Origin of the sequence: Luteococcus japonicus (genome assembly GCF_003752415.1) — a bacterium.
In the GTDB taxonomy this organism is placed as follows: domain Bacteria; phylum Actinomycetota; class Actinomycetes; order Propionibacteriales; family Propionibacteriaceae; genus Luteococcus; species Luteococcus japonicus.
Map to the genome: position 1 here is coordinate 247511 of NZ_RKHG01000001.1, position 21086 is coordinate 268596.

20 protein-coding genes are annotated in these 21086 nt (G+C 67.4%); 14 read left to right on the top strand and 6 right to left on the bottom strand.

Going from position 1 to position 21086, the window contains the following annotated elements:
- Window positions 1-147: 147 nt before the first annotated feature.
- From EDD41_RS01130 to EDD41_RS01150, 5 genes are all read right to left on the bottom strand, one after another.
- A complete protein-coding gene (locus EDD41_RS01130) occupies window positions 148-1632 on the bottom strand; it encodes an SDR family oxidoreductase (RefSeq protein WP_245995486.1) in 1485 nt (494 codons plus the stop codon).
- A gap of 120 nt (window positions 1633-1752) precedes the next feature.
- A complete protein-coding gene (locus tag EDD41_RS01135) occupies window positions 1753-2550 on the bottom strand; it encodes an amino acid ABC transporter ATP-binding protein (RefSeq protein WP_094764614.1) in 798 nt (265 codons plus the stop codon).
- A complete protein-coding gene (locus EDD41_RS01140) occupies window positions 2550-3479 on the bottom strand; it encodes an amino acid ABC transporter permease (protein ID WP_245995487.1) in 930 nt (309 codons plus the stop codon). Before EDD41_RS01140 ends, EDD41_RS01135 begins: the two co-directional genes overlap by 1 nt.
- Window positions 3476-4369 carry an ABC transporter substrate-binding protein gene (locus EDD41_RS01145; RefSeq protein WP_170165187.1) on the bottom strand — a complete coding sequence of 298 codons (894 nt, stop codon included), beginning with the start codon at window positions 4367-4369 and terminating at the stop codon, window positions 3476-3478. Before EDD41_RS01145 ends, EDD41_RS01140 begins: the two co-directional genes overlap by 4 nt.
- A gap of 211 nt (window positions 4370-4580) precedes the next feature.
- Complete coding sequence (locus tag EDD41_RS01150) at window positions 4581-5729, bottom strand: YihY/virulence factor BrkB family protein (RefSeq protein ID WP_123574682.1); 1149 nt, start codon at window positions 5727-5729, stop codon at window positions 4581-4583.
- Window positions 5730-5880: 151 nt separating this feature from the next.
- On the opposite strand from EDD41_RS01150, the gene EDD41_RS01155 reads away from it, so the two are divergent.
- The 13 genes from EDD41_RS01155 (at window position 5881) to EDD41_RS01215 (ending at window position 19322) form a co-directional block, all read left to right on the top strand.
- Window positions 5881-6306 (top strand): DUF948 domain-containing protein, encoded by a 426-nt coding sequence (locus EDD41_RS01155; RefSeq protein WP_123574683.1) that lies wholly within the window; start codon window positions 5881-5883, stop codon window positions 6304-6306.
- A gap of 98 nt (window positions 6307-6404) precedes the next feature.
- Entirely contained in the window at window positions 6405-9089 is a 2685-nt protein-coding gene (alaS, locus tag EDD41_RS01160; protein ID WP_123574684.1) for an alanine--tRNA ligase, read from the top strand.
- A 29-nt stretch (window positions 9090-9118) separates the two neighbouring features.
- Complete coding sequence (ruvX, locus tag EDD41_RS01165) at window positions 9119-9556, top strand: Holliday junction resolvase RuvX (RefSeq protein ID WP_425454342.1); 438 nt, start codon at window positions 9119-9121, stop codon at window positions 9554-9556.
- On the top strand, window positions 9553-10677 hold the full coding sequence (gene mltG, locus EDD41_RS01170) for an endolytic transglycosylase MltG (RefSeq protein WP_123574685.1): 1125 nt from the start codon (window positions 9553-9555) through the stop codon (window positions 10675-10677). Before ruvX ends, mltG begins: the two co-directional genes overlap by 4 nt.
- Window positions 10677-11498 carry a shikimate dehydrogenase gene (locus EDD41_RS01175; protein ID WP_123574686.1) on the top strand — a complete coding sequence of 274 codons (822 nt, stop codon included), beginning with the start codon at window positions 10677-10679 and terminating at the stop codon, window positions 11496-11498. The genes mltG and EDD41_RS01175 overlap by 1 nt, the downstream gene beginning before the upstream one ends.
- Before the next feature lie 13 nt (window positions 11499-11511).
- Window positions 11512-12705: a chorismate synthase gene (gene aroC / locus EDD41_RS01180; RefSeq protein ID WP_123576765.1), complete on the top strand. Its 1194-nt coding sequence runs from the start codon at window positions 11512-11514 to the stop codon at window positions 12703-12705.
- Window positions 12698-13228, top strand: a complete 531-nt coding sequence (locus EDD41_RS01185) for a shikimate kinase (RefSeq protein ID WP_094764606.1) — start codon at window positions 12698-12700, stop codon at window positions 13226-13228. The genes aroC and EDD41_RS01185 overlap by 8 nt, the downstream gene beginning before the upstream one ends.
- Window positions 13228-14316 carry a 3-dehydroquinate synthase gene (gene aroB, locus EDD41_RS01190; protein WP_123574687.1) on the top strand — a complete coding sequence of 363 codons (1089 nt, stop codon included), beginning with the start codon at window positions 13228-13230 and terminating at the stop codon, window positions 14314-14316. The genes EDD41_RS01185 and aroB overlap by 1 nt, the downstream gene beginning before the upstream one ends.
- 156 nt (window positions 14317-14472) lie before the next feature.
- Window positions 14473-15429, top strand: a complete 957-nt coding sequence (locus EDD41_RS01195; RefSeq protein ID WP_094764604.1) for an L-lactate dehydrogenase — start codon at window positions 14473-14475, stop codon at window positions 15427-15429.
- A 20-nt stretch (window positions 15430-15449) separates the two neighbouring features.
- Entirely contained in the window at window positions 15450-17156 is a 1707-nt protein-coding gene (locus tag EDD41_RS01200; protein WP_123574688.1) for an NAD-dependent malic enzyme, read from the top strand.
- Window positions 17157-17159: 3 nt separating this feature from the next.
- Window positions 17160-18056, top strand: coding sequence for a 3-methyladenine DNA glycosylase (locus tag EDD41_RS01205; protein WP_123574689.1), 897 nt, complete (start codon window positions 17160-17162; stop codon window positions 18054-18056).
- Between the two features lie 125 nt (window positions 18057-18181).
- Window positions 18182-18481: a hypothetical protein gene (locus EDD41_RS16700; RefSeq protein WP_170165188.1), complete on the top strand. Its 300-nt coding sequence runs from the start codon at window positions 18182-18184 to the stop codon at window positions 18479-18481.
- Window positions 18474-19322, top strand: a complete 849-nt coding sequence (locus tag EDD41_RS01215; protein ID WP_245995489.1) for a L,D-transpeptidase family protein — start codon at window positions 18474-18476, stop codon at window positions 19320-19322. Before EDD41_RS16700 ends, EDD41_RS01215 begins: the two co-directional genes overlap by 8 nt.
- 13 nt (window positions 19323-19335) lie before the next feature.
- On the opposite strand, the gene EDD41_RS01220 is transcribed toward EDD41_RS01215, so the two are convergent.
- Entirely contained in the window at window positions 19336-19983 is a 648-nt protein-coding gene (locus EDD41_RS01220) for a hypothetical protein (RefSeq protein ID WP_094764600.1), read from the bottom strand.
- 114 nt (window positions 19984-20097) lie between these two features.
- On the opposite strand from EDD41_RS01220, the gene EDD41_RS01225 reads away from it, so the two are divergent.
- The gene (locus EDD41_RS01225) at window positions 20098-21075 is read left to right on the top strand and encodes a DUF4192 domain-containing protein (RefSeq protein ID WP_094764599.1); all 978 of its coding nucleotides are present in this window, start codon (window positions 20098-20100) and stop codon (window positions 21073-21075) included.
- Window positions 21076-21086: the final 11 nt, after the last annotated feature.

Genomic DNA, 21086 nt, shown 5'->3' on the forward strand with positions numbered 1-21086 from the left:
GGCCACACACAACGCGGGTCCACGCATTTTTCCTCCTGGGGGGATGGATGGTTCGTCCCACTCATCCGAGCAGCCGCCGCCGAAGGGAGAAACCACCGGAGGCTGAACGCTGGCTGAACTTCCAGCTTGCTGCATTCCCTCCCCGGGTCACCAGGCGAAGGGCTTGTAGTCCTTCAGGAAGACGCCGTACAGGTCGGTGCCATGTTCACCCATCACCACGGGGTCGTAGACGCGCGCGGCACCGTCCACCAGGTCGAGCGGCGCGTGCCAGCCCTCGGCGGCGATCCGCAGCTTCTCGTCATGTGGACGCTCATCGGTGATCCAGCCGGTGTCGACGGCGGTCATCAGGATCTGGTCGCTCTCGAACATCTCCTGTGCACTGGTGCGGGTGAGCATGTTCAGGGCGGCCTTGGCCATGTTGGTGTGCGGGTGCCCGGCGCCCTTGTAACGACGGCCGAACTGCCCCTCCATCGCCGAGACGTTCACCACGTACTTGCGACGGGCGGTACTGGCCCGCATCGCCTCCCGCAACCGGCTGATCAGGATGAACGGGGCCGTGGAATTGCACAGCTGGACCTCCAACATCTCCAACGGGTCCACCATGTCGACGGTCTTGGTCCAGGAATTCTCCGTGGCCAGGTCGGGCAGCAGGCCGCCCGCGTCGATCGCGGTGCCCGCGAGGTGACGCTCCAGCGAAGCGTTGCCGGCCTGCAGGGCCAAGGACGTCATCTCCGCCGCGGACTGGAGGGCCAGCTCTCCGCCGAGTCCCGCTCCGGCGCCCACGAGGGCAGCGGGGTGGGCCTCGCTGATCCGGTCAAAGGTGAGTATCCGCGGCAGGCGGGCATCGCTGGGCAGTGGGGCCTTCTCGCCCTCCACCAGGTGTGAGTAGGCGCCGGGGGAGCGGCGCACGGTCTGGGCGGCATTGTTGATCAGGATGTCCAGCGGCCCACCGGCGGCGACCTCGTCGGCCAGACTGACCACCTGGGTGGGGTCGCGCAGGTCGATCCCGACGATGCTGAGCCGGTCGATCCATTCGGCGCTGTCCGGCAGTGAGCTGAATCGCCGGGCGGCGTCGTGCGGGAAGCGAGTGGTGATGGTCAGGTCCGCGCCGTCGCGCAACAGGCGTAGGGCGATGTACATCCCGATCTTGGCCCGGCCACCGGTCAGCAGCGCGCGTCGGCCCGAGAGGTCGCAACGCTGGTCCCGCTTGGTGTGGCTGAAGGCCGCGCACTCGGGGCAGAGCCAGTGGTAGAAGGCATCGACGGTGGTGTACTCCGTCTTGCAGATGTAGCAGGAGCGCGGCTCCTTGAGCTCACCCGCGGTGGCGCCGGGCGCGTGCGAGACCAACGGGATGCCCGCGGTCTCGTCGTCGATCCGCTCGGGCGATCCCGTGGCGGTGAGCTCGAGGATCGCGTTGTCGTGGTCCTCGATGGGTTGGCGCACCACGCGCTTGCGACGGTGGCGGATGGTGCGGTTCATCCGGTTGACGGCCTGCTTGAAGGCGATCTGGTCCGGGTGTTCCAGCTCCAGGGCCGCCAGCTCGTCTAGCACGCGCATCGTGGTGGCCATGTCGTCGGGGGCGATTCCCGGGCCGAAGGCGTCGTCACTGGGTCGTCCGGGCTGAATCTTCACCGGGCGATGATAGACCCCTTGGTCCAACGGACCCGCATCCTGACCGGCCGGAGGCAGCCGAGCGTGCCCCGCACCGACGACATCGATGCAGGAGGCGCTCAGGGAGTTTGGTGCCAGAGGTCAGCGGTTCACGCGTCCCAGGAAAGCTCTGGTGCGTTCCTCGCGGGGATTGTCGATGACCTCCGCAGGCGTGCCCTGCTCGACGACCACGCCGCCGTCCATGAAGACCACCCGATCCGCCACCTCGCGGGCGAAGCCGATCTCGTGGGTGACCACGATCATCGTCATGCCCTTGCCAGCGAGGTCCTTCATCACGGTCAGCACCTCGCCGACGAGCTCCGGGTCCAAGGCGGAGGTGGGCTCGTCGAAGAGCATCAGATCCGGATCCATCGCCAGCGCCCGCGCAATGGCGACGCGCTGCTGCTGCCCGCCGGACAGGTGGCTGGGGAAGGAATCGGCGCGGTCCTCCAGGCCGACCTGGGCCAGCAACTCGCGGCCGCGCGCCTCAGCGGTGGCTTTCGCGGTCTTCTTGACCACGATCGGCGCCTCGGTGACGTTCTCCAGCGCCGTCTTGTGGGGGAACAGGTTGAAGCGCTGGAAGACCATGCCGATGCTGGAACGCTGCCGCGCGATGTCCTTGTCGGTGCGCTGGTACAGCTTCCCGTCGCGTTCCTCGACGCCGATCAGCTCACCGTCGACCCAGATGCGGCCACCGGTCAGGGACTCCATCTGGTTGATCAGGCGCAGAAAGGTCGTCTTGCCCGAGCCGGACGGGCCGAGCAGCACGACGACCTCGCCGCGACGCACCTCCAGGTCGATTCCCTTCAACACCTCGAGGTTGCCGAAGCGCTTGTGCACATTGACGGCGCGCACCTGCACGTCGCTGCCGGTACGCCCGGCATCAGTGGCGGTGCTCATCAGTGGTCGCCTCCGGTGTAATCGAGGGGTGCGTGGCCGCGGCCGAAGCGCTTCTCCAGCCAGCTCTGGCCGATCATCATGATCGTCGTGGTGATCAGGTAGTACAGGCTGGCCGCCATGTAGACCGGAATCATCTTGTAGTAGTTGGTGCCGATGCTGCGCAGCTGGAAGAGCATCTCCCCGGCCAGCGGCAGGGCGATCAGCAGCGAGGTGTCCTTGAACATCGCGATGGTCTCGTTGCCCATCGGGGGGATGATCACGCGCATCGCCTGGGGCAGGATGATGCGACGCATGGCCTGGCCACGGGTCATGCCCAGGGCGGTCGCAGCCTCGTGCTGGCCCTTGTCGACGCTGATGATGCCGGAGCGAGCAATCTCGCTGAAGTAGGCGGCCTCGCTCATCGCCAGGCCCAGAATGGCACCCAGATAACCGGTGAAGAGCTGGTTGGCGTCCAGAGTGGCGATCTTGAGGGAGTTGTCGACGCCGAAGAGGTTCATCAGCTGTGCACCGTAGGGGATGCCGATGCCCACGCCCTGCGGGAAGAAGGCGCCGGCGCCACCCAGGATGGACAGCAGGACGTAGCGGGGGATCGAGCGGAAGAACCACGCATAGGCGAAGGCGACGCCGCTGAGCAGCTTGTTGGGGCTCATCCGCATGATGGCCAGGAGGACGCCGCCGATCACGCCGATGACCATGGCGCCGATGGTGACCAGCATCACGCCGAACCAGAAGCCCTTGGCGACGGGCACCTGACGCATCGCGTCGAAGGTGAAGCTCCAGTCGAAGGCCGGGTTGGTCACCAGCTGGTGCGCCAGCATCGCCAGGACCAGGGCCACGAAGACGGCCGCCACGGAACGCCAGGGGTGGCGGACCGGAATGGCGTCGATCACGTCGGTACCGGAGGCCGGGGAGTTCGTCGAGGTGCTCACGAGGGGTTCACCTCAAAGGCGTCGATGGCGCCGTCGTTCTGGTTCCACTTGGCGAGGATCGCGTCGTAGTGGCCGGACTCCTTGAGGTCCTCCAGGGCGTCCTTCATCGCGTCGGCCAGTTCGGCGTCCTCCTTGCGGACCACAGCGCCGTAGGGGGCGGCGTCATAGGGCTCGCCCAGTTGCTCGATGGTGCCCTCGTTCATCTTGGCGGCGTACAGGGCGATGGGGGAGTCGGCCGCCATCACCTGGGCGCGTCCGGTGACCAGGGCGGCCGTGGCCTCGCCCTGGTCGGAGAAGCTGAGCAGGTTGATCTTGTTGTCGCCGCACTTCGACTGGGCGGCCTTCATCTCCATCTCCTGCACCACGCCGGTCTGGACGGCGACGGTCAGGCCGCACGGCTTGCCGGCCTCGACCTTCTTCGGGTTGCCCTTCTGCACGGTCCACAGGGAACCCGCCGAGAGGTAGCTGACCATGTTCACCGTCTTGGTGCGCTCGGGCGTGACGGTGAAGGCGCTGACCCCCGCGTCGTACTTCTTGGCCTGGATGCCGATCAGGATCTGGTCGAACTGGCTCTGCTGCCACTCGACCTCGACGCCGAGCCGTTCACCGACGGCGTCGAAGAGGTCGATGTCAAGGCCACTCACCTTCTCGCCCTCCAGGAACTCGACGGGCTTGTAGGTGGGGCTGGTGCCCACCACCAGCTTCTTGTTGGACTGCACCCGCGCGGGCAGCTTGGCGAACAGTGCCTGGTCTGCGGTGATGGGCGCGAGGTTGACGGAAGAAGAGCTGGTCGGCAGGCCGGATCCGCTCAGGTTGGTGGCACAGCCGCTGGCGACGAGCACCGTGCTGATGACGGAGACGGCGAGGGCCGCTCCTGCTGGACGCTTCATGCGAAGATTCCTCCCGGGAAAAGGACAACGAGTCATCCTCTCACCGCAAAATCTTCTGCACCAACCCCAGTGGGATTGGCCAGACAGGAGATCTTTGCCTGATTGTGGCGGCACAACGGCGCCCACCCAATATCTCGGGGTGGGCGCCGTAGCTTCCGTGGTGCACGGGCCCGGAGGGGAGAGATGTTCTCGTCGCAGCCCTGTGGTCACGTCAGTCCTCGGAGACGAAGCCATCCTCGTCGTAGCCCTTCTTGGTGCGCATCGCGCGCGCCGCATCCTGGTCCTCGGGCGGAAGCTGGCCGCCGGTGGCCTGGAGCCGCACCTCACGGGCCTCCTCGACGGCCTTGGCGTCCTTCTCCTGGATCTTCTCGATCCCGGTGACGTCGCGGGGCGGCAGCTGCAGCTCCTTCTCCGCGTGCATTCCGGCCTGCAGTTCGCGAGCCCGCTCCAGCTCGGAGTCAACCTCCGCGCCGAAGAGCAGCGCCAGGTTGGTGAGCCACAGCCACAGCAGCATGATGATCACGCCCGCCAGTGCGCCGTAGGTCTTGGAGTAGTTGCCGGCGTGCGTCACGTAGAGGGCGAAGAGCACCGAGCCAAGGATCCAGACCAGGATCGCGACGCCGGCACCCACCGAGAGCCACTTGAACTTGGGCTGCCGGACATTCGGCGTGAAGTGGTAGAGGACCGCGACCATCAGGATGAGCAGGGCCAGCATGACCGGCCACTTGGCGATGTTCCACACGGTCACGGTCTGGGAACCCAGCCCGACGACATTGCCAATGGCCTCGGCCACCGGCCCGCTGACGACCAGGGCCACCAGCATCAGGGCGGCCACCAGGGTGATGAACAGGGTGATGGCCAGGTTGGTGGCGCGCAGTTTGACCATCGGGCGCCCCTCGCGGGTCTCATAGACCTTGTTCATGGCCCTGCCGAAGGCGCCGACATAACCGGATGCCGACCACAGGGCCGAGGCGAGACCGATGACCAGCGCAAGGCCGGTGCCGCGGGAGTTGACCATCTGGGTGAGCGGCCCCTCGATCTGGCTCACGGCATCGCCCGGAGCCAATTCCTTCACCAGTGCCATCAGCTGGTCGATGCCGCCCTCGGACTGGCCGAACAGGGCGAGCAGGGAGACCAGGGCCATCATGCCGGGGAAGAGCGCCATCACCGTGTAGTAGGTGAGAGCGGCCGCCAGGTCCGTGCACTGGTCGTCGCTGAACTCGCGCCAGGCATTCTTGGCGGTGAACTTCCACCCAGGCTTCTTGACCTGGGCGGGCGAGGAGGGCTTGCGTGGATCCTCGGGGTGAGGCGCGGTCTCAGCCTTGCGGCGGGTCTCGTCTGGTGTGGTCTCGTTGCTCACGGTGACCTCCTTGGTGGGCGGGGAAGGAGCGGCAGGTCAAGCAGCGGCTGTATGCCGTGGAATTCACCATAGGGGCGCTCCACGTGGTTCGGAACGCCATCCGGCTGGCTGTTCGCTCAGGACTTACTCGCCCGAGCTAGGCTTGTGCACCATGTCATGGGGAGAGATTGCTGGGCTTGTCGCCGCGGCCGCCGCGGTGGTCTTCGTCGCCTTGTGCGCCGTGCCCTTGCTCAAGCTCGGCGGCGTGATGGACGAGCTGCGCCTGGCCGTGCGAAGGCTGGGCGAGGGCACGACACCGATCCTCGACGAGCTCAAGGGCACCGTCTCCACGACGACGCGGGAGATTGCCCGGCTGAGTGAGGTCACCGAGGAGCTGGCAAAGATGAGCCGCAGCGCTTCCACCATGACCGAACAGGCTGCGAACGTCTCCACCGTCGTCAGCACCCCGCTGGTCAAGACGGCGGAGGTGGTGGGCAAGGGCGCCACGGCGGCCCGTGACGTCGGGAGACGGGTGCAGGAGCACCGCCCGCGCCGCCGGGCCCGCGCCGTTGCCGGCGAACTCGAACCGGGGGAGTGATCGCTCGCCGCAGCGCGGGCACCGAGGACCACGAGCGCGACCCGATAGGGTTGGGCGCACGTCAGAAATGATCTGGAACACGAGCAAGGACAACTTTGATGAAAGCCGCCGAGATCGGTCGTCGCTACCTGGACTTCTTCGCAGGCAGGGAGCACGCCGTGGTGCCCAGCGCCTCGCTGCTCTACAACGACCCCACGCTGCTCTTCGTCAATGCCGGCATGGTGCCCTTCAAGCCCTTCTTCACGGGCGAGGAGCCTGCACCGTGGAAGCGAGCGGTGAGCAACCAGAAGTGTGTGCGCACGCTGGACATCGAGGAGGTCGGCAAGACCACCCGGCATGGCACCTTCTTCCAGATGCTCGGCAACTTCTCCTTCGGTGACTACTTCAAGAAGGAGGCCATCCAGTACGCCTGGGAGCTGGTCACCACGGAGCAGCACAACGGTGGCTTCGGCTTCGATCCGGAGAAGGTCTGGGTGACGGTGCTCGGCCCCGGCTTCCACCCCGACTACCCGGAGGGTGACAAGGAGGCCATCGAGTACTGGCTGCAGGCCGGCATTCCGCGCGAGCACATCCAGGGACGTTCCTTGAAGGACAACTACTGGAACATGGGCGTGCCCGGCCCGGGTGGCCCCTGCAGCGAGATCTACATCGACCGTGGTGCCGAGTTCGGCAAGGACGGCGGCCCCGAGGCCGACGAGGACCGCTTCCTGGAGATCTGGAACCTCGTCTTCCAACAGGAGGACCTGTCTGCGGTGCGTGCGAAGGACGACTTCGACATCGCCCGTCAGCTGCCCACCCAGAACATCGACACCGGCGCGGGCCTGGAGCGCATCTCCTACCTGCTGCAGGGCAAGAAGAACATGTACGAGATCGACGAGGTCTTCCCCGTCATCGAGCTCGCCGCCAAGATGGCCGGCAAGGCCTATGGCAAGGACCCCGAGGACGATGTGCGGCTGCGCGTGGTGGGCGACCACGTGCGCAGTTCTCTGATGCTGATGACCGACGGTGTCACCCCCGGCAACGAGGCCCGCGGCTACGTGCTGCGCCGCCTGCTGCGCCGTAGCGTGCGCTCGATGCGCCTGCTGGGTGTCACCGACCCGGTGCTGCCCGAACTGCTCACGGTGTCCAAGGGCCTGATGGAGGTCTCCTACCCGGACGTTGCCGACCAGTGGGACCGCGTGCTCCCGGTGGCGACCAATGAGGAACAGGCCTTCCGTCGCACCCTCACCCAGGGAACCCAGCTTTTCGATCTGGCCGTGGCCGACGTCAAGGGCTCCGGATCCCCCAAGCTCGGCGGTGACAAGGCCTTCCAGCTGCACGACACCTTCGGCTTCCCGATCGACCTCACGCTGGAGATGGCCTCCGAGGCCGGTCTGGACGTCGACATCGAGGGCTTCGGGTCCCTGATGGATGAGCAGCGCAACCGCGCAAAGGCCGACGCGAAGGCCAAGAAGGGCGGCACGGTCAGCCATGAAGCCTACCGCGCACTGCGCGAACAGGGTGAGACGCCCTTCCTGGGCTACACCGAGTTGAGCCTGCCGACGACCCTGCGCGGGATCATCGCCGACGGGCAGGTGAGTGACCGGGCGCAGGCGGGACAGACCGTCGAGCTGGTGCTGGCGGAGACGCCCTTCTACGCCGAGTCCGGCGGTCAGGACTCCGACGCCGGCACCATCGTCGTCGACGGTGTGAGCCTCGACGTGCTGGACGTGCAGCGCCCGGTTCCCGGACTGGTGGTGCACAAGGTGCAGGTGCCGGAGGGTGTCGACTTCGGCGCCGGATCGGAGGCCAAGGCCATCGTCGACGCCCAGTACCGGCTGGGCGCCTGCCAGGCGCACACCGCCACCCACGTGCTGGGTGCCGCGCTGCGCGAACTCGTCGGCCCCACGGCCACCCAGGCCGGTTCGTACAACAAGCCCGGCTACCTGCGCTTCGACTACTCCAGCCAGCAGTCGATGGGTGAGGCGATGCGCCTGGAGATCGAGGAGCGTTGCCAGCAGGCCCTGCGGGAGAACCTGGAATTCCGCGCCAGCGAGCTGCCCCTTGCCGAGGCCCGTGCCCGGGGGGCGCAGGCGATGTTCGGGGAGAAGTACCCCGAGATCGTGCGGATGGTGGAACTGGGAGACGGTTCCTGGAGCCGCGAGCTGTGTGGCGGCACGCACGTCGCCAGCACCGCGCAGATCGGGATGATCGACATCCTGTCCGAGCAGTCCATCGGTTCCGGCGCCCGACGTTTCGAGGCGCTGGTCAGCACTGACGCCTTCAAGCACCTGGCCGGGGAGCGCGCCCTGGTCAACGGCCTGACCGACATCCTCAAGACCCGTCCGGAGCAGCTGACCGAGCGCGTGGAGAAGCTCGTCGCGGACCTCAAGGCCGCGGAGAAGCAGATCGCCGACCTCAAGGCCAAGCAGCTGATGGCGGGCATCGGTGACATCCTCGCCACCGCCCACGACGTCAACGGCTACACGGTGCTCACCCAGCAGGTTCCGGGGGTGGGCGGCAATGAGCTGCGCAACCTCGCGACCGAGCTGCGTGGCCGACTGGGGGACGTCGCCAGCGTCGTCGCCCTGATTGGCGGCACCGACGAGAAGCCCGTGCTGATCGTCGCCACCGGCCAGGCAGCCCGCGACAAGGGCGCCAAGGCTGGCGCCCTGGTCCGCGTCGCCGCGGAGAAGCTCGGTGGCAAGGGCGGCGGCAAGGACGACATGGCGCAGGGTGGTGGCACCAACGGTGCGGCCGCCCCCGAGGCGCTGGCCGCCCTCGAAGCCGCGCTGCAGGGTTGAGCGTGGCGGGACTGAACACGGCCGGCGGCGTGCTGCTGGCCCTCGACTGGGGCATGGCCAGGATCGGCGTCGCCGCATGCGACGCGCAACGGATCCTGGCCTACCCCGTGGACACCATCCAGAACACCCCGAAGGACCCGGCACAGGTGATGCGCCGGGTGCGTGAGCTGGTGGCCGAGTACGAGCCCGTCGAGGTGGTGCTCGGGCTGCCCATCAGCCTGCAGGGCGACGAGGGGATCGCGGCACGCGCCATGCGTGAGGTGGCGAAATCCCTTGCCGTCGAGCTGGGGGACGTAGCCTTGACGCTGGTGGACGAACGGCTGACCAGCGCCACGGCCCACCAGCGGCTTTCCCAGGCGGGGAAGAATTCGCGCCAGCGGCGCGGCATGATCGACCAGATGGCGGCAGTTGCCATTCTGGAACAGGCCCTCGCCGAGGGAAATGGCACTACATCGGAGGAACTGTGAGCGGTCTGTTCATGGACAACAACGGCAACCGGGACTGGAAGAAGATCTGGTACCACGGCCGTAGCGCGTTCGCGGTGCTGCTGAGTCTGGCGGTGCTCTTTGGTGGGGCGTGGTTCGTCTACGACAAGGCGAGCACGGCCTACACCAGCTACAAGACCGCCGACGACTATGCCGGTGAGGGTGTCAAGGAGATCGTCATCACCATCCCGGAGGGCTCCAGCGGTACGGACATGGGCAACCTGCTGGTGAAGAACGGTGTGGTGAAGTCCCGAAAGGCCTTCCTCAAGGCCTATGCGAAGAATGAGAAGTCCAAGACCATCCAGGCAGGCACCTTCAAGTTGCGCACCGAGATCCCCGCGGACCGGGCCGTCGAGATGCTGGTGGATCCGGCCTACCAGGTGCACAATCGGGTCACCGTGCCGGAGTCGTTGCGCCTGAAGGACCAGTTCGCCCTGCTGAGCAAGAAGACCAAGATCCCGGTGGCGCAGTTCGAGGCCGCGGCGAAGAATCCGCAGGCACTGGGCTTCCCCAAGTATGTGAAGAGTGTCGAGGGATTCCTCTTCCCGCAGACCTATGAGATCGGCCAGAAGCCCACCGCCACGTCGATCCTGAAGCTGATGGCCAAGGAGTACAACGCCGTCGCCGCCCGCCAGGAACTGGTCTCCGGGGCTGAAGAACTGGACCGTACGCCGGCGGAGATCATCACCGTCGCGTCCATCCTGGAGGCCGAGGCCCAGGAGAAGGACATGCCGATGGTGGCGGGCATCATCTACAACCGCCTGGACCAGTACATGCCGCTGGGGCTGGACTCCACGAGTTACTACGCGACGAACACCCCGCTGGGCAAGCCGTTGCCGAAGGACTTCACCAAGATCCCGAGTCCGTACAACACCTACCTGAACACCGGGCTGCCCCCGGGCCCGATCGGGGCGCCCGGCGAGAAGGCGATCAAGGCCGCGCTGCACCCCACCAAGAGCGACAACCTCTACTGGGTGACCATCAACTACCAGACCAAGGAGACGGTCTTCTCCTCGAACAAGGAGGACCACGACAAGGCGGTGGGCAAGTTCGAGGCCTGGTGCAAGACGGCCAAGGACAAGTCGGGTTGCCCGGTATCCTGATGCCCACCCAGAACTGCTGCGCAGTGATCGGCCATCCGGCCGGTCACTCGCTGTCTCCGGCACTGCACCGAGCCGCCTATCGGGAACTCCGACTGGACTGGACCTATGACGCCGTTGATGTCACGCCGGACGGCCTGGACGCCTTCGTGCGCGGCCTGGATGACTCCTGGCGGGGGCTGAGCGTCACGATGCCCCACAAGGTGGCCATCCGCCGGTGCGGCGAGGGCGACGAGCTGGTGGACCTCGTGGGTGCCGCCAACACCCTGGTGCTCGGCAGTGAGCCGATCGTGCGCAATACCGACGTGGGGGGCTACCAGCTGGCCTTCGCCCAGACGGGGGTGGAGTCGGCTGACTCGGCCATTGTCGTCGGGAACGGGGCCACCGCCCGGTCCGCCGTCGTCGCCCTGCGCCAGATGGGTGTCGAGCGTGTCCTGGTGCTGGCCCGCAATCCCGAGCGGGCCAAGGAGCTCAAGGGATTCTGCAGCAATGCGCTGGGCATGCTGTGCGCCGTCCGGGAGCTGGCCCCCGGGCAGGCCATCGAGTCCGACATCCTGCTGTCGACGGTTCCCGAGGGCGGCGCGGACCACGTGGCCGAGGAACTCGTCCACCATGCGGCCATCGTCTTCGACTCCGTCTACGACCCCTGGCCCACCGCATTGGCCACCGCCGCCGAGTCCGACGGGAAGACCGCACTCAACGGCCTGGACCTGCTGGCCGGCCAGGCCGTCGAACAGGTCCGTCTGATGACCGGGGGAGAGGTTTCCTTCAGCCTGCTGAAGTCCGCCGGGCAAGAAGAGCTCAAGGCACGCGCCCAACTCTGAAAGACTGGTGCGCATGCTGCGCTACCTCACCGCCGGTGAATCCCATGGTCAGGCCCTGATCGCGACGATGGAGGGCATTCCTGCCCACGTCGAGGTCTCCTCCGACGACATTCGCAACGCCCTGGCCCGTCGCCGGTTGGGCGCCGGACGCGGTGCCCGGATGAAGTTCGAGGCCGACGAGGTGACCCTGCTGGGAGGCTTCCGGCACGGCGAGACCCTGGGTTCCCCGATCGCGATCATGGTCGGCAACACCGAGTGGCCCAAGTGGACCGAGGTGATGAGCCCCGATGTCGTGGACCAGGAGGTGCTGGATGCCCAGGCGCGCAATGCCAAGCTCACCCGGCCGCGCCCCGGCCACGCAGACCTGGCAGGCATGCAGAAGTACGACTGGGACGAGGCCCGTCCCTTGCTGGAACGCGCCAGTGCCCGGGAGACCGCCGCGCGCGTGGCGATCGGCCAGGTGGCCAAGAACTTCTTGCAGCAGGCCTGCGGCATCACCGTGCTCAGTCACGTCGTCGAACTCGGGCCCGTGAAGGCTGCGAAGACCTTCCCCACCATCGACGACCTGGACCGGATCGACGCCGACCCGCTGCGCTGCAATGATCCCGTGGCCAGCCTCGCCATGCAGGACGAGGTGGAGGCCTGCCACAAGGCCGGCGACACCCTCGGCGGCATCGTCGAGGTACTTGCCTGGGGCTTGCCCCCGGGTCTCGGCTCCCACTCGCAGGGTGACCGCCGCCTCGACGCGAAGCTGGCCGGTGCGCTGATGGGCATCCAGGCCATCAAGGGCGTCGAACTGGGCGACGGCTTCGACCTGGCCCGGGTGCGCGGCTCGCAGGCGCACGACGAGATCTCCGGCGGGCCCGACGGCATCCGTCGCCTCAGCCACCATGCGGGCGGCACGGAGGCCGGCATGAGCACCGGTGAGGTCCTGCGGGTGCGCGCCGCGATGAAGCCGATCGCCACCGTCCCCACGGCACTGCGCACCATCGACGTCGCCACGGGTGAACAGGCTCGCGCCCACCACCAGCGCAGCGACGTGTGCGCCGTCCCAGCGGCAGGTGTCGTGGCGGAGGCCATGGTGGCGCTGGTGCTGGCCGAGGCGGTGCTGGAGAAGTTCGGTGGCGACTCCGTCGGGGAGACCCGTCGCAACCTGGAGGCCTACCAGGCCCGCGTGGCCGAGCAGGGGTTGACCATCCATGGCTGAGCTGCCGGAGACGCTGGTCCTGGTGGGCGCGCCAGGTGCGGGCAAGAGCACCATCGGCGTCAAGCTCGCCCAGAGGCTGGACCTGCCCTTCACCGACGTCGATGACCTGGTGGCCGAGCGCGCGGGGATGCCGATCCCCGAGATCTTCCTGAGCCGCGGGGAGGCTGCATTCCGGGAACTGGAGCGAGACGTCACGCTGGAGACCATCGGCCGTCCGGGGGTGGTGAGCCTGGGTGGCGGCTCCGTCATGAATGACCAGATTCGGGCCGCACTGGCCGGTGTCCATGTCATCTGGCTGGACGTCAGCGCCCACCACGCCAGCCGGCGGGTGGGCATCACCGGCAATGACCGGCCCCTGCTGGCCGGCAATGTGCACTCCACCATGGTCAAGCTGCTCAACCAGCGCCAGCCGCTCTACCGCGAGGTGGCCACCACCCGTGTCGACACCAATGGGCTCAAGGCCAATGCCGTGGTGCGGCTGGTCCTTGCCGAACTGGGCATTCCCGCAGGGGAGGAGAACTGATGGTCTGCGTGGCGGTCAAGGCCGAACAGCCCTATGAGGTGCGGATCGGCGAGGGTGTCAGGGATCAGGTCGACGCGCTGGTGGCCGGGGCCGCCCGTGCCGCCATCATCCACCAGCCGGTGCTCAGTGACCGTGCCGAGAGCCTTGCCCTGCACCTGAAGGAGAAGGGCACGCAGACCGTCACGATCGAGGTGCCGCCGGGTGAACCCGCCAAGACGGGCCAGGTGCTGCAGGACTGCTGGACCCGGCTCGCTGAGGCGGGGATGACGCGTTCCGACGTGGTCATCGGCCTGGGCGGTGGCGCGGCCACCGACCTCGCCGGATTCGTCGCCGCCACGTGGTTGCGGGGCGTCGGCTACATCAGCATCCCCACCACGGTGCTGGCCATGGTCGACGCTGCAGTGGGCGGCAAGACGGGTATCAACATCGAAGCGGGAAAGAACCTCGTCGGCGCCTTCCACGAGCCGCGCGGCGTGCTGTGCGACCTGGAGCTGCTGATCGGACTGCCGCGGGCCGAAGTGGTTTCCGGCCTTGCCGAGGCCATCAAGTGCGGATTCATCGCCGATCCGCGCATCCTGGACCTCGTCGAGCAGGACCCGGACGAGGCCACCGACGTCACCAGTGTGCGTTTCGCGGAGATCGTGCGCCGGGCCGTTGCGGTCAAGGCACAGGTCGTCTCCGGGGACCTGCGGGAGGCCACCAGTTCCGCGGACACGGTGGGACGCGAGGCCCTCAACTACGGCCACACCCTGGGGCACGCCATTGAGGCCCATCAGCACTTCACCTGGCGCCATGGTGAGGCCGTGAGCATCGGCATGGTCTTCGCTGCGGAGGTTGCCTCACGCACCAGCGGACTCCCGAGGACCGTGGTGGAGCGGCACCGCAAGGTCCTGGCGTCGGTGGGTTTGCCCATCGCCTACAACGCGGGGGACTGGGACGCGCTGCGCGCCACGATGAGCCTGGACAAGAAGGCCCGGGGCACTGCCCTGCGCCTGGTGGGCCTGCGTGACGTGGGCCGGGTCACCATCATCGACAGTCCGGCCGAGGAAGTGCTGAGGCAGGCCTGGGCCACGCTGGACCCGCACTAGGCCACGGCGGACCCGCACTAGACCACGCTGGACCCGCACTAGGCCACGGCGGAGCCGCACTAGGCCACGGCGGAGCCGCACTAGGCCACGGCGGAGCCGCACTAGGCCACGGCGGAGCCGCACTAGGCCACGGCGGAGCCGCACTATGATTGACTCATGGCCAAGTCAACACGTCACCCGTCCAAGCTCTCCATCGTCGGCGCGGGAGCGGTGGGCACATCCTTGGCCTATGCCGCGCTGATCCGTGGCTCGGCCAGCGTGATCAGCCTCTACGACATTGCCACGAAGAAGGTGCAGGCGGAGGTCAAGGACCTGGCCCACGGTACCCAGTTCACCCACTCGGTGGTGATGGGCGGCGACGACATCTCCGTCGTCAAGGACTCCTCGGTGGTGGTCATCACGGCCGGCGCCAAGCAGAAGCCGGGGCAGACGCGGCTGGATCTGGCGGCCACCAATGCCAAGATCCTCGAGCAGATGATGCCGCAGCTGCTCGAACAGGCGCCCGAGGCCCTGTACGTGCTGATCACCAACCCTTGCGACGTGCTCACCGTCGTGGCGCAGAAGATCAGCGGCCTGCCCACCGCCCAGGTCTTCTCCACGGGCACGATGCTGGACACCTCCCGACTGCGCTACCTGATCGCGCAGCGCACCAAGGTCGCGCAGCGCAATGTGCACGCCACGATCGTGGGGGAGCACGGGGACTCCGAGTTCCCCGTCTGGTCCAGCGCCAACATCTCCTCGGTGCCCATCCGGGACTGGAGCTATGCCGGCAAGCGGGTCTTCACGGACCAGGTGCTGGAGGAACTGGCGCACGAGGCCGCCTTCGCCGCCTACGAGGTGATCGAGGGCAAGGGCGCCACCAACTACGCGATCGGTCTGGCCGGGGCGCGGCTGGTGGAGGCACTGCTGTCTCCCACGCGCACCGCGCTGCCGCTGTCCAGCGTCCTGCAGGGCTACTACGGCATCCACGACGTCGCGCTCTCCCTGCCCACGCTTGTCAGCTCCGCCGGGATCGAGCGGGTGTTGGAGATTCCGATGGATCCCACGGAGGTTTCGGCACTGCACCGCTCCGCGGAGCAGTTGAGGGCCAGCCTGACGACTCTCGGCTACTGAACCGGCAATAGGCTGTGGGCATGGCCAACTTCAGCTATGTCCACGAGCCAGACGGCTCCTACACCCTGCGCATCGCCGCGCGGGGCCGCGAGGTGCTCACCAATCCGCTGTGCAATTTCGGCACGGCCTTCACCCGTCAGCAGCGGATCGACCTGAATGTCAACGGCCTGCTGCCGTCGAATGTGGTGACCATCGACCAGCAGCTCAAGCGCGTCTACTCCCAGTATCAGGGGGAGTCCGACGCCTTGGCCAAGTACGTCTTCCTGAACACCATGCAGGACCGCAATGAGACGCTCTTCTACCGGCTGCTCACCGAGCACCTGGAGGAGATGTTGCCGATCGTCTACACCCCGACCATCGGCAAGGCGATCGAGACCTACAGCCACTGGTACCACCGCCCGCGCGGGATCTTCCTGAGCATCGACGATCCCGACGGCATCGAGCCTGCCCTTCGCTCCTACGGTCACAGCAGCGAGGACGTGGACCTGGTGGTGGTCACGGACTCCGAGGGCATCCTCGGCATCGGCGACCAGGGCGTTGGCGGCGTGGCCATCGCCGTCGGCAAGCTGGGCGTCTACACCGCCGCAGCCGGTATCCACCCGAGCCGGGCCCTGCCCGTGGTGCTCGACGTCGGGACGGACAACATCGATCTGCTCAACGACGAGACCTACCTCGGCTACCGCCATGCCCGGGTGCGCGGGGCGCGCTATGACGAGTTCGTGGACCGTTTCGTCCAGGCCATCCAGACCATGTATCCGCACGCCATGATCCACTGGGAGGACTTCGGCGCGGGCAATGCGCACCGCATCCTGGACAAGTACCGTGACGAGGTCTGCACCTTCAACGACGACGTCCAGGGCACGGCGGCTGTCGTCGTCGCGGCCATCCTCGCGGCGGTGCGTCGCTCGGGACAGAAGCTGGCGAACCAACGGATCGTCGTGCACGGCGCCGGGACGGCCGGCATCGGCATCGCAGACCTGCTCGTGCAGCGGATGGTCAACCGCGGCATTCCGCGGGAACAGGCCCTGTCCTGCTTCTACGGATTGGGTTCGCGCGGGCTACTGCGCGAGGGGGTCAAGATGCGTGACTTCCAGGAACCCTATGCTCGCAGCGCCGAGGAACTGGCTGGCTGGGAGCTGGACACCCCCGGCAAGGTGGAGCTGGCCGACGTGGTGCGCAATGTCCACCCCACCATCATGATCGGCACCTCGGCGCAGGCCGGCGCCTTCACCCAGAGGATCGTGAAGGACGTGGCCTCCCACTGCGAGCACCCGATCCTGATGCCGCTGTCCAACCCGACCCGCAAGGCCGAGGCGCTGCCGGCCGACCTGCTGGAGTGGACCGATGGACGAGCCCTGATTGCCACCGGTTCCCCCTTCGAGCCGGTGCACTTCAATGGCACCACCTACACGATCGCCCAGGCCAACAATGCGCTGGTCTTCCCGGGGCTGGGGCTCGGAGTGGCCGCCTGCCGCGCCTCCCGCGTCAGCGACTCGATGATCTTGGCCGCGGCGGAGGCGGTGGCGAAGGTGGTCACCAGCCGCGAGCCGGGTGCCTCCCTGCTGCCGCGGATCGACAAGCTGCGGGCCGTCTCGGCACGGGTGGCGATCGCGGTCGCCAAGCAGGCCCAGACCGACGGCCTGGCCACCGTCGAGCTCGCCAATCCCGTCCAGGACATCCATGAGCGTATGTGGTCACCCGACTACCCGAAGGTCGAGGTCGTCTGACCCATGCAGCAGGCAATCACCATCCTTGCCCGCAGCGACTGGCACCAGCGGCGGCAGCAACACGAGGAACGCTGCGACCGGCTGCTGTCCGGCGTCGCCGAGCGTCGACGCCTGGGGCAGAAGCATCCCGTCGAGGACTTCCTGTTCAACTACTACAACCTGCGTCCCGGGGAGCTGCGCACCTGGCATCCAGGGGCTGGCGTGGCCCTCGAGGATCCAGACGGCGAGTACCGGGGGCGCAGGTTCTACCGGCACCACGACGGCATCTCGAGCGTCGACGGCGAAGCCTTCATGGACAAGCGTTCCTCGACGCTGGAGTGGACCCGGACGCTGCTCGGGCGCACCGCGCAGAACCCGGCCCAGTTCGGCTGTTTCGGGATGCACGAGTGGGCGATGGTCTATCACTTGCCGCCGGGCCAGATCCGGCACAACTACCTGCCGCTGCGCTTCGAGCCGGAGCGGGTGGCGGAGGTGGTGGAGCAGGTGGGGCTGCGGTGCAGCCACTTCGACGCCTTTCGCTTCTTCACCCCCGACGCAGAGCCGCTGAACGCCCTGCGGCCGACGAGGGAACGTCAGCCGGAACTGGACCAGCCGGCATGCCTGCACGCCAACATGGACCTCTACAAATGGACGGGCAAGCTGGTGCCGCTGGTGGACTCCGACCTCCTGCTGGACACCTTCGAGTTGGCGCGAGACATCAGGGAGCTGGACATGCGGGCCAGTGCCTATGACCTGTCCGAGTGGGGTTACGAGCCGGTGCCGGTGGAGACCCCGTCCGGACGGGCAGACTACGTGCGCCGACAGCGGGACTTTGCCGAGCGCGCGGCGCCCCTGCGTCAGCGTCTGCTGGAGCTCAACGACAAGATGGCGGCCCACGGATGCCCCGGACCTGAAGTCTGACTGGTGGGCGGCGAGTCCGACGGTGCCCCGGGGCAGGACGATGCGTAGCCTGACGGAGTGACTTCTACCCGACGTTCCAGCGCCTTCCTCGCCCTCACGACGCTCTGCCTCGCCACCACGGTGGGTTGCGCCAAGACGGATCCGACCGCCAGCCCAGCCAGCGAGGCACCGGCTTCGGCGCCGGTGTCGTCGGCCGCCGGTGCCGCGTCACCCACTGCTGCGACACCGAGTGTGGCAACACCCAGCGTGGCAACACCCAGCGTGGCAACACCCAGCGTGGCAACACCCAGCGTGGCAACACCCAGTGCGGCAACACCCAGTGCGGCAACACCCAGTGGGTCCACGAGCGCTTCACCGAATGCGACGCCCAGTGCGCGGCCGGCCGCGTTGATGAAGGCGGGTACCACGGGTGCCCAGGTGCGTGAACTGCAACACCGCCTGCAACAGCTCGCCTGGTTCGAGGGAAAGATCACCGGTACCTACGGCCGGGACACCACCGCGGCGGTGCGTGGCTACCAGGCCAAGCGCGGCCTGCCGACCAGCGGGGAGGTGGACCAGAAGACCTGGGACTCCCTGCTGGAACGCACCAAGAAGCCCACCCGGGACCAGATGTACAACATCCTGCGCCCTGGCCCCGCACTGTTGAAGGAGGGTTCCACCGGGGCGACGGTGCGTGACCTACAGGCCCGCCTGAAGCAGATCGGCTGGTTCTCCGGGAAGGTCACCGAGACCTATGGGCCCAGCACGGCAAAGGCGGTCAAGGACTTCCAGACCAAGCGCGGGATCCCCGTGACGGGTGAGGTGGACCAGCGGACGTTCGATCGGTTGAAGGCCATGACCCGTCAGCCCACGCACGAGGAACTGAACAACTTGCAGCCGAAGGTGGATGCCCCGCGGCTGGATCCCCGCTGCATGGCCGGCCGGGCGCTGTGCATCTCGAAGAGTGCCAATCGACTGACCTGGGTGGTCGATGGGAAGGTGCAGACCTCGATGAGCGTGCGCTTCGGTTCGGAGTTGACCCCCACCCGTGAGGGTAGTTTCCAGGTCAACTTCAAGTCACGTGACCACGTCTCGACGCTCTACCACACCAAGATGCCCTTCGCGATGTTCTTCTCCGGGGGACAGGCCGTCCACTACTCCGCGGACTTCGCGGCCCGCGGCTACAACGGTGCCTCTCACGGCTGCGTCAATGTGCGCAACTACGACGGCATCGCCGCCCTCTTCGACCAGGTCCATCCCGGCGACAAGGTGATCGTCCACCGCTGAGACAGGCCCCGGATCAGGCGATCTTGAGCGCCGCCACCTGCTTGCCATTGCTGGCGGTCAGGAAGACCGTCGTGGCGCCTTCGGGCTTCGCGAAGAGAACGGTTCCCGAGCGGGTCTGCCCGGCGCTGATCGTCTGGCCGTCGAGCTGGTCGGTGCCGCTGGGCGAGGGATCGAACTGGGCTGTGGTCTGGTTGTCGAGCGCGAAGAAGCCCAGGCGCTGCTGCCCCGAGTCGAGCTTGACACGCAGGGTCAGCATCAGGCCCTGGGCGGTCCATCGATGTGAGAGCACCTCGAAGGTGCCCGTGGCGTCGTCACTGTTGTTGGTGAAGGGCACGGAGCTCGGCACACCGACCCCGGGCGTTGGCCCGCTCGGCTGACCAGTGGACGCTGCTCCCGTTGGCTGTGAGGACTCGGGCTGGGCACCGGCCTGGTCCGACGGCTGCGGGTCCGGGCTGCTGGACAGCTTGATGGCCGCGAGCGCAACCAGGGCGACGAGCGCCAGCGCTGCCAGTGTGATCCACAGGGGCCGGCGGCTCTGAGCCGGCGCGAACTGTCCGGTGGTCACGGGCGGCGTCGGGTCCTGGCCGAAGGGCTGGCGGGGATCCCGCGTACCGAAGGGCTGGCGCGGGTCTCGGGAACCGGGCTGATGGGGATGCGTCATGGTCCTTCCAGCGTACCGGGCAGCGTTGTCCACAAGTCGGCCTTCCTGCATCCGGATTCGCCAATTGTGGACGGCTGACAATTCTGGGGCCCGAATCTCGATACTCCACCGGGCATGACCACTACACAGGAGCGGGACGTCACCCGCCTGCGCATCACCGACAGTCAGGACTTCCTGTCCCTGATTCCCTACCTGCTCGGCTACCGCCCCGACGAGCGGCTCGTCTTCGTCCTGCTGGACGGGACCAAGATCGTCCTCACCGGCGCGCTGCCGCTGGACACCCTGGACTCACCGGACCAGGCCCGCCACGGCATGATGAGCGCCGTGGAACGCTTCCCCGGCGCCATGGTGCTGCTGACCGGCTGGTCCAGCAATCCTGACCTGGCTGAGGAGGCCCTGGCCCTGGCGGAGATCTGGGTGGGTCCGGAACATGTGCTGGACTCCATCAGCGTCCAACCGGACCGGTGGCACTCCCGCTGGGGTGAGGGGCAGTGGGGCAGGACCGGGGACCTGGCCCACACGTCCACGGTGGCCCAGGCCGTCGTGGCCGGGATGGTCACCGTTCCCAGCCGTGAGGATGCGGTCGCCATCGTCGCGGGCCCGGGGCCGGACCGGGAGGCGTCGCTGGAAGGCCGGCTGCTCGACGCCGAGGACGCCCTGCACTCCTTGTCCTGGCCCGAATGGGAACAGCGAGCCTCCGCGCTGCATGCGTCGCTGACCTGCGAGGAGGCGCCATCCGAGGACGCCGGTCCCGACGCTCTTGCGGAGCTCGCCGTGCTGGTGGATGACGAACTGACCCGGGAGCTGCTGTGGCTTGCCATGGGGCGGCGCACCGCGAAGCGGGCGGAACTCCTGTGGGGGCGCGTGGTTGCCCACACACCCGCGGAGTGGGCGGTGGGCCCGCTCTTGATGCTCGGATTCGCCAGCTGGTTGTCCGGCAACGGCGCCGTCCTGGTGGCCTGCATCGAGCGCCTGTTGGCGTTGGGGGAGCGGGGGCACCAGGTGGTCATGCTGGACACACTGAATCGGGAGGCGATCCCTCCACAGAGCTGGGAGCAGGCCCGTGCCCGGGAGGTCTTCGGAGTCCCCTGAATCCGGACGTC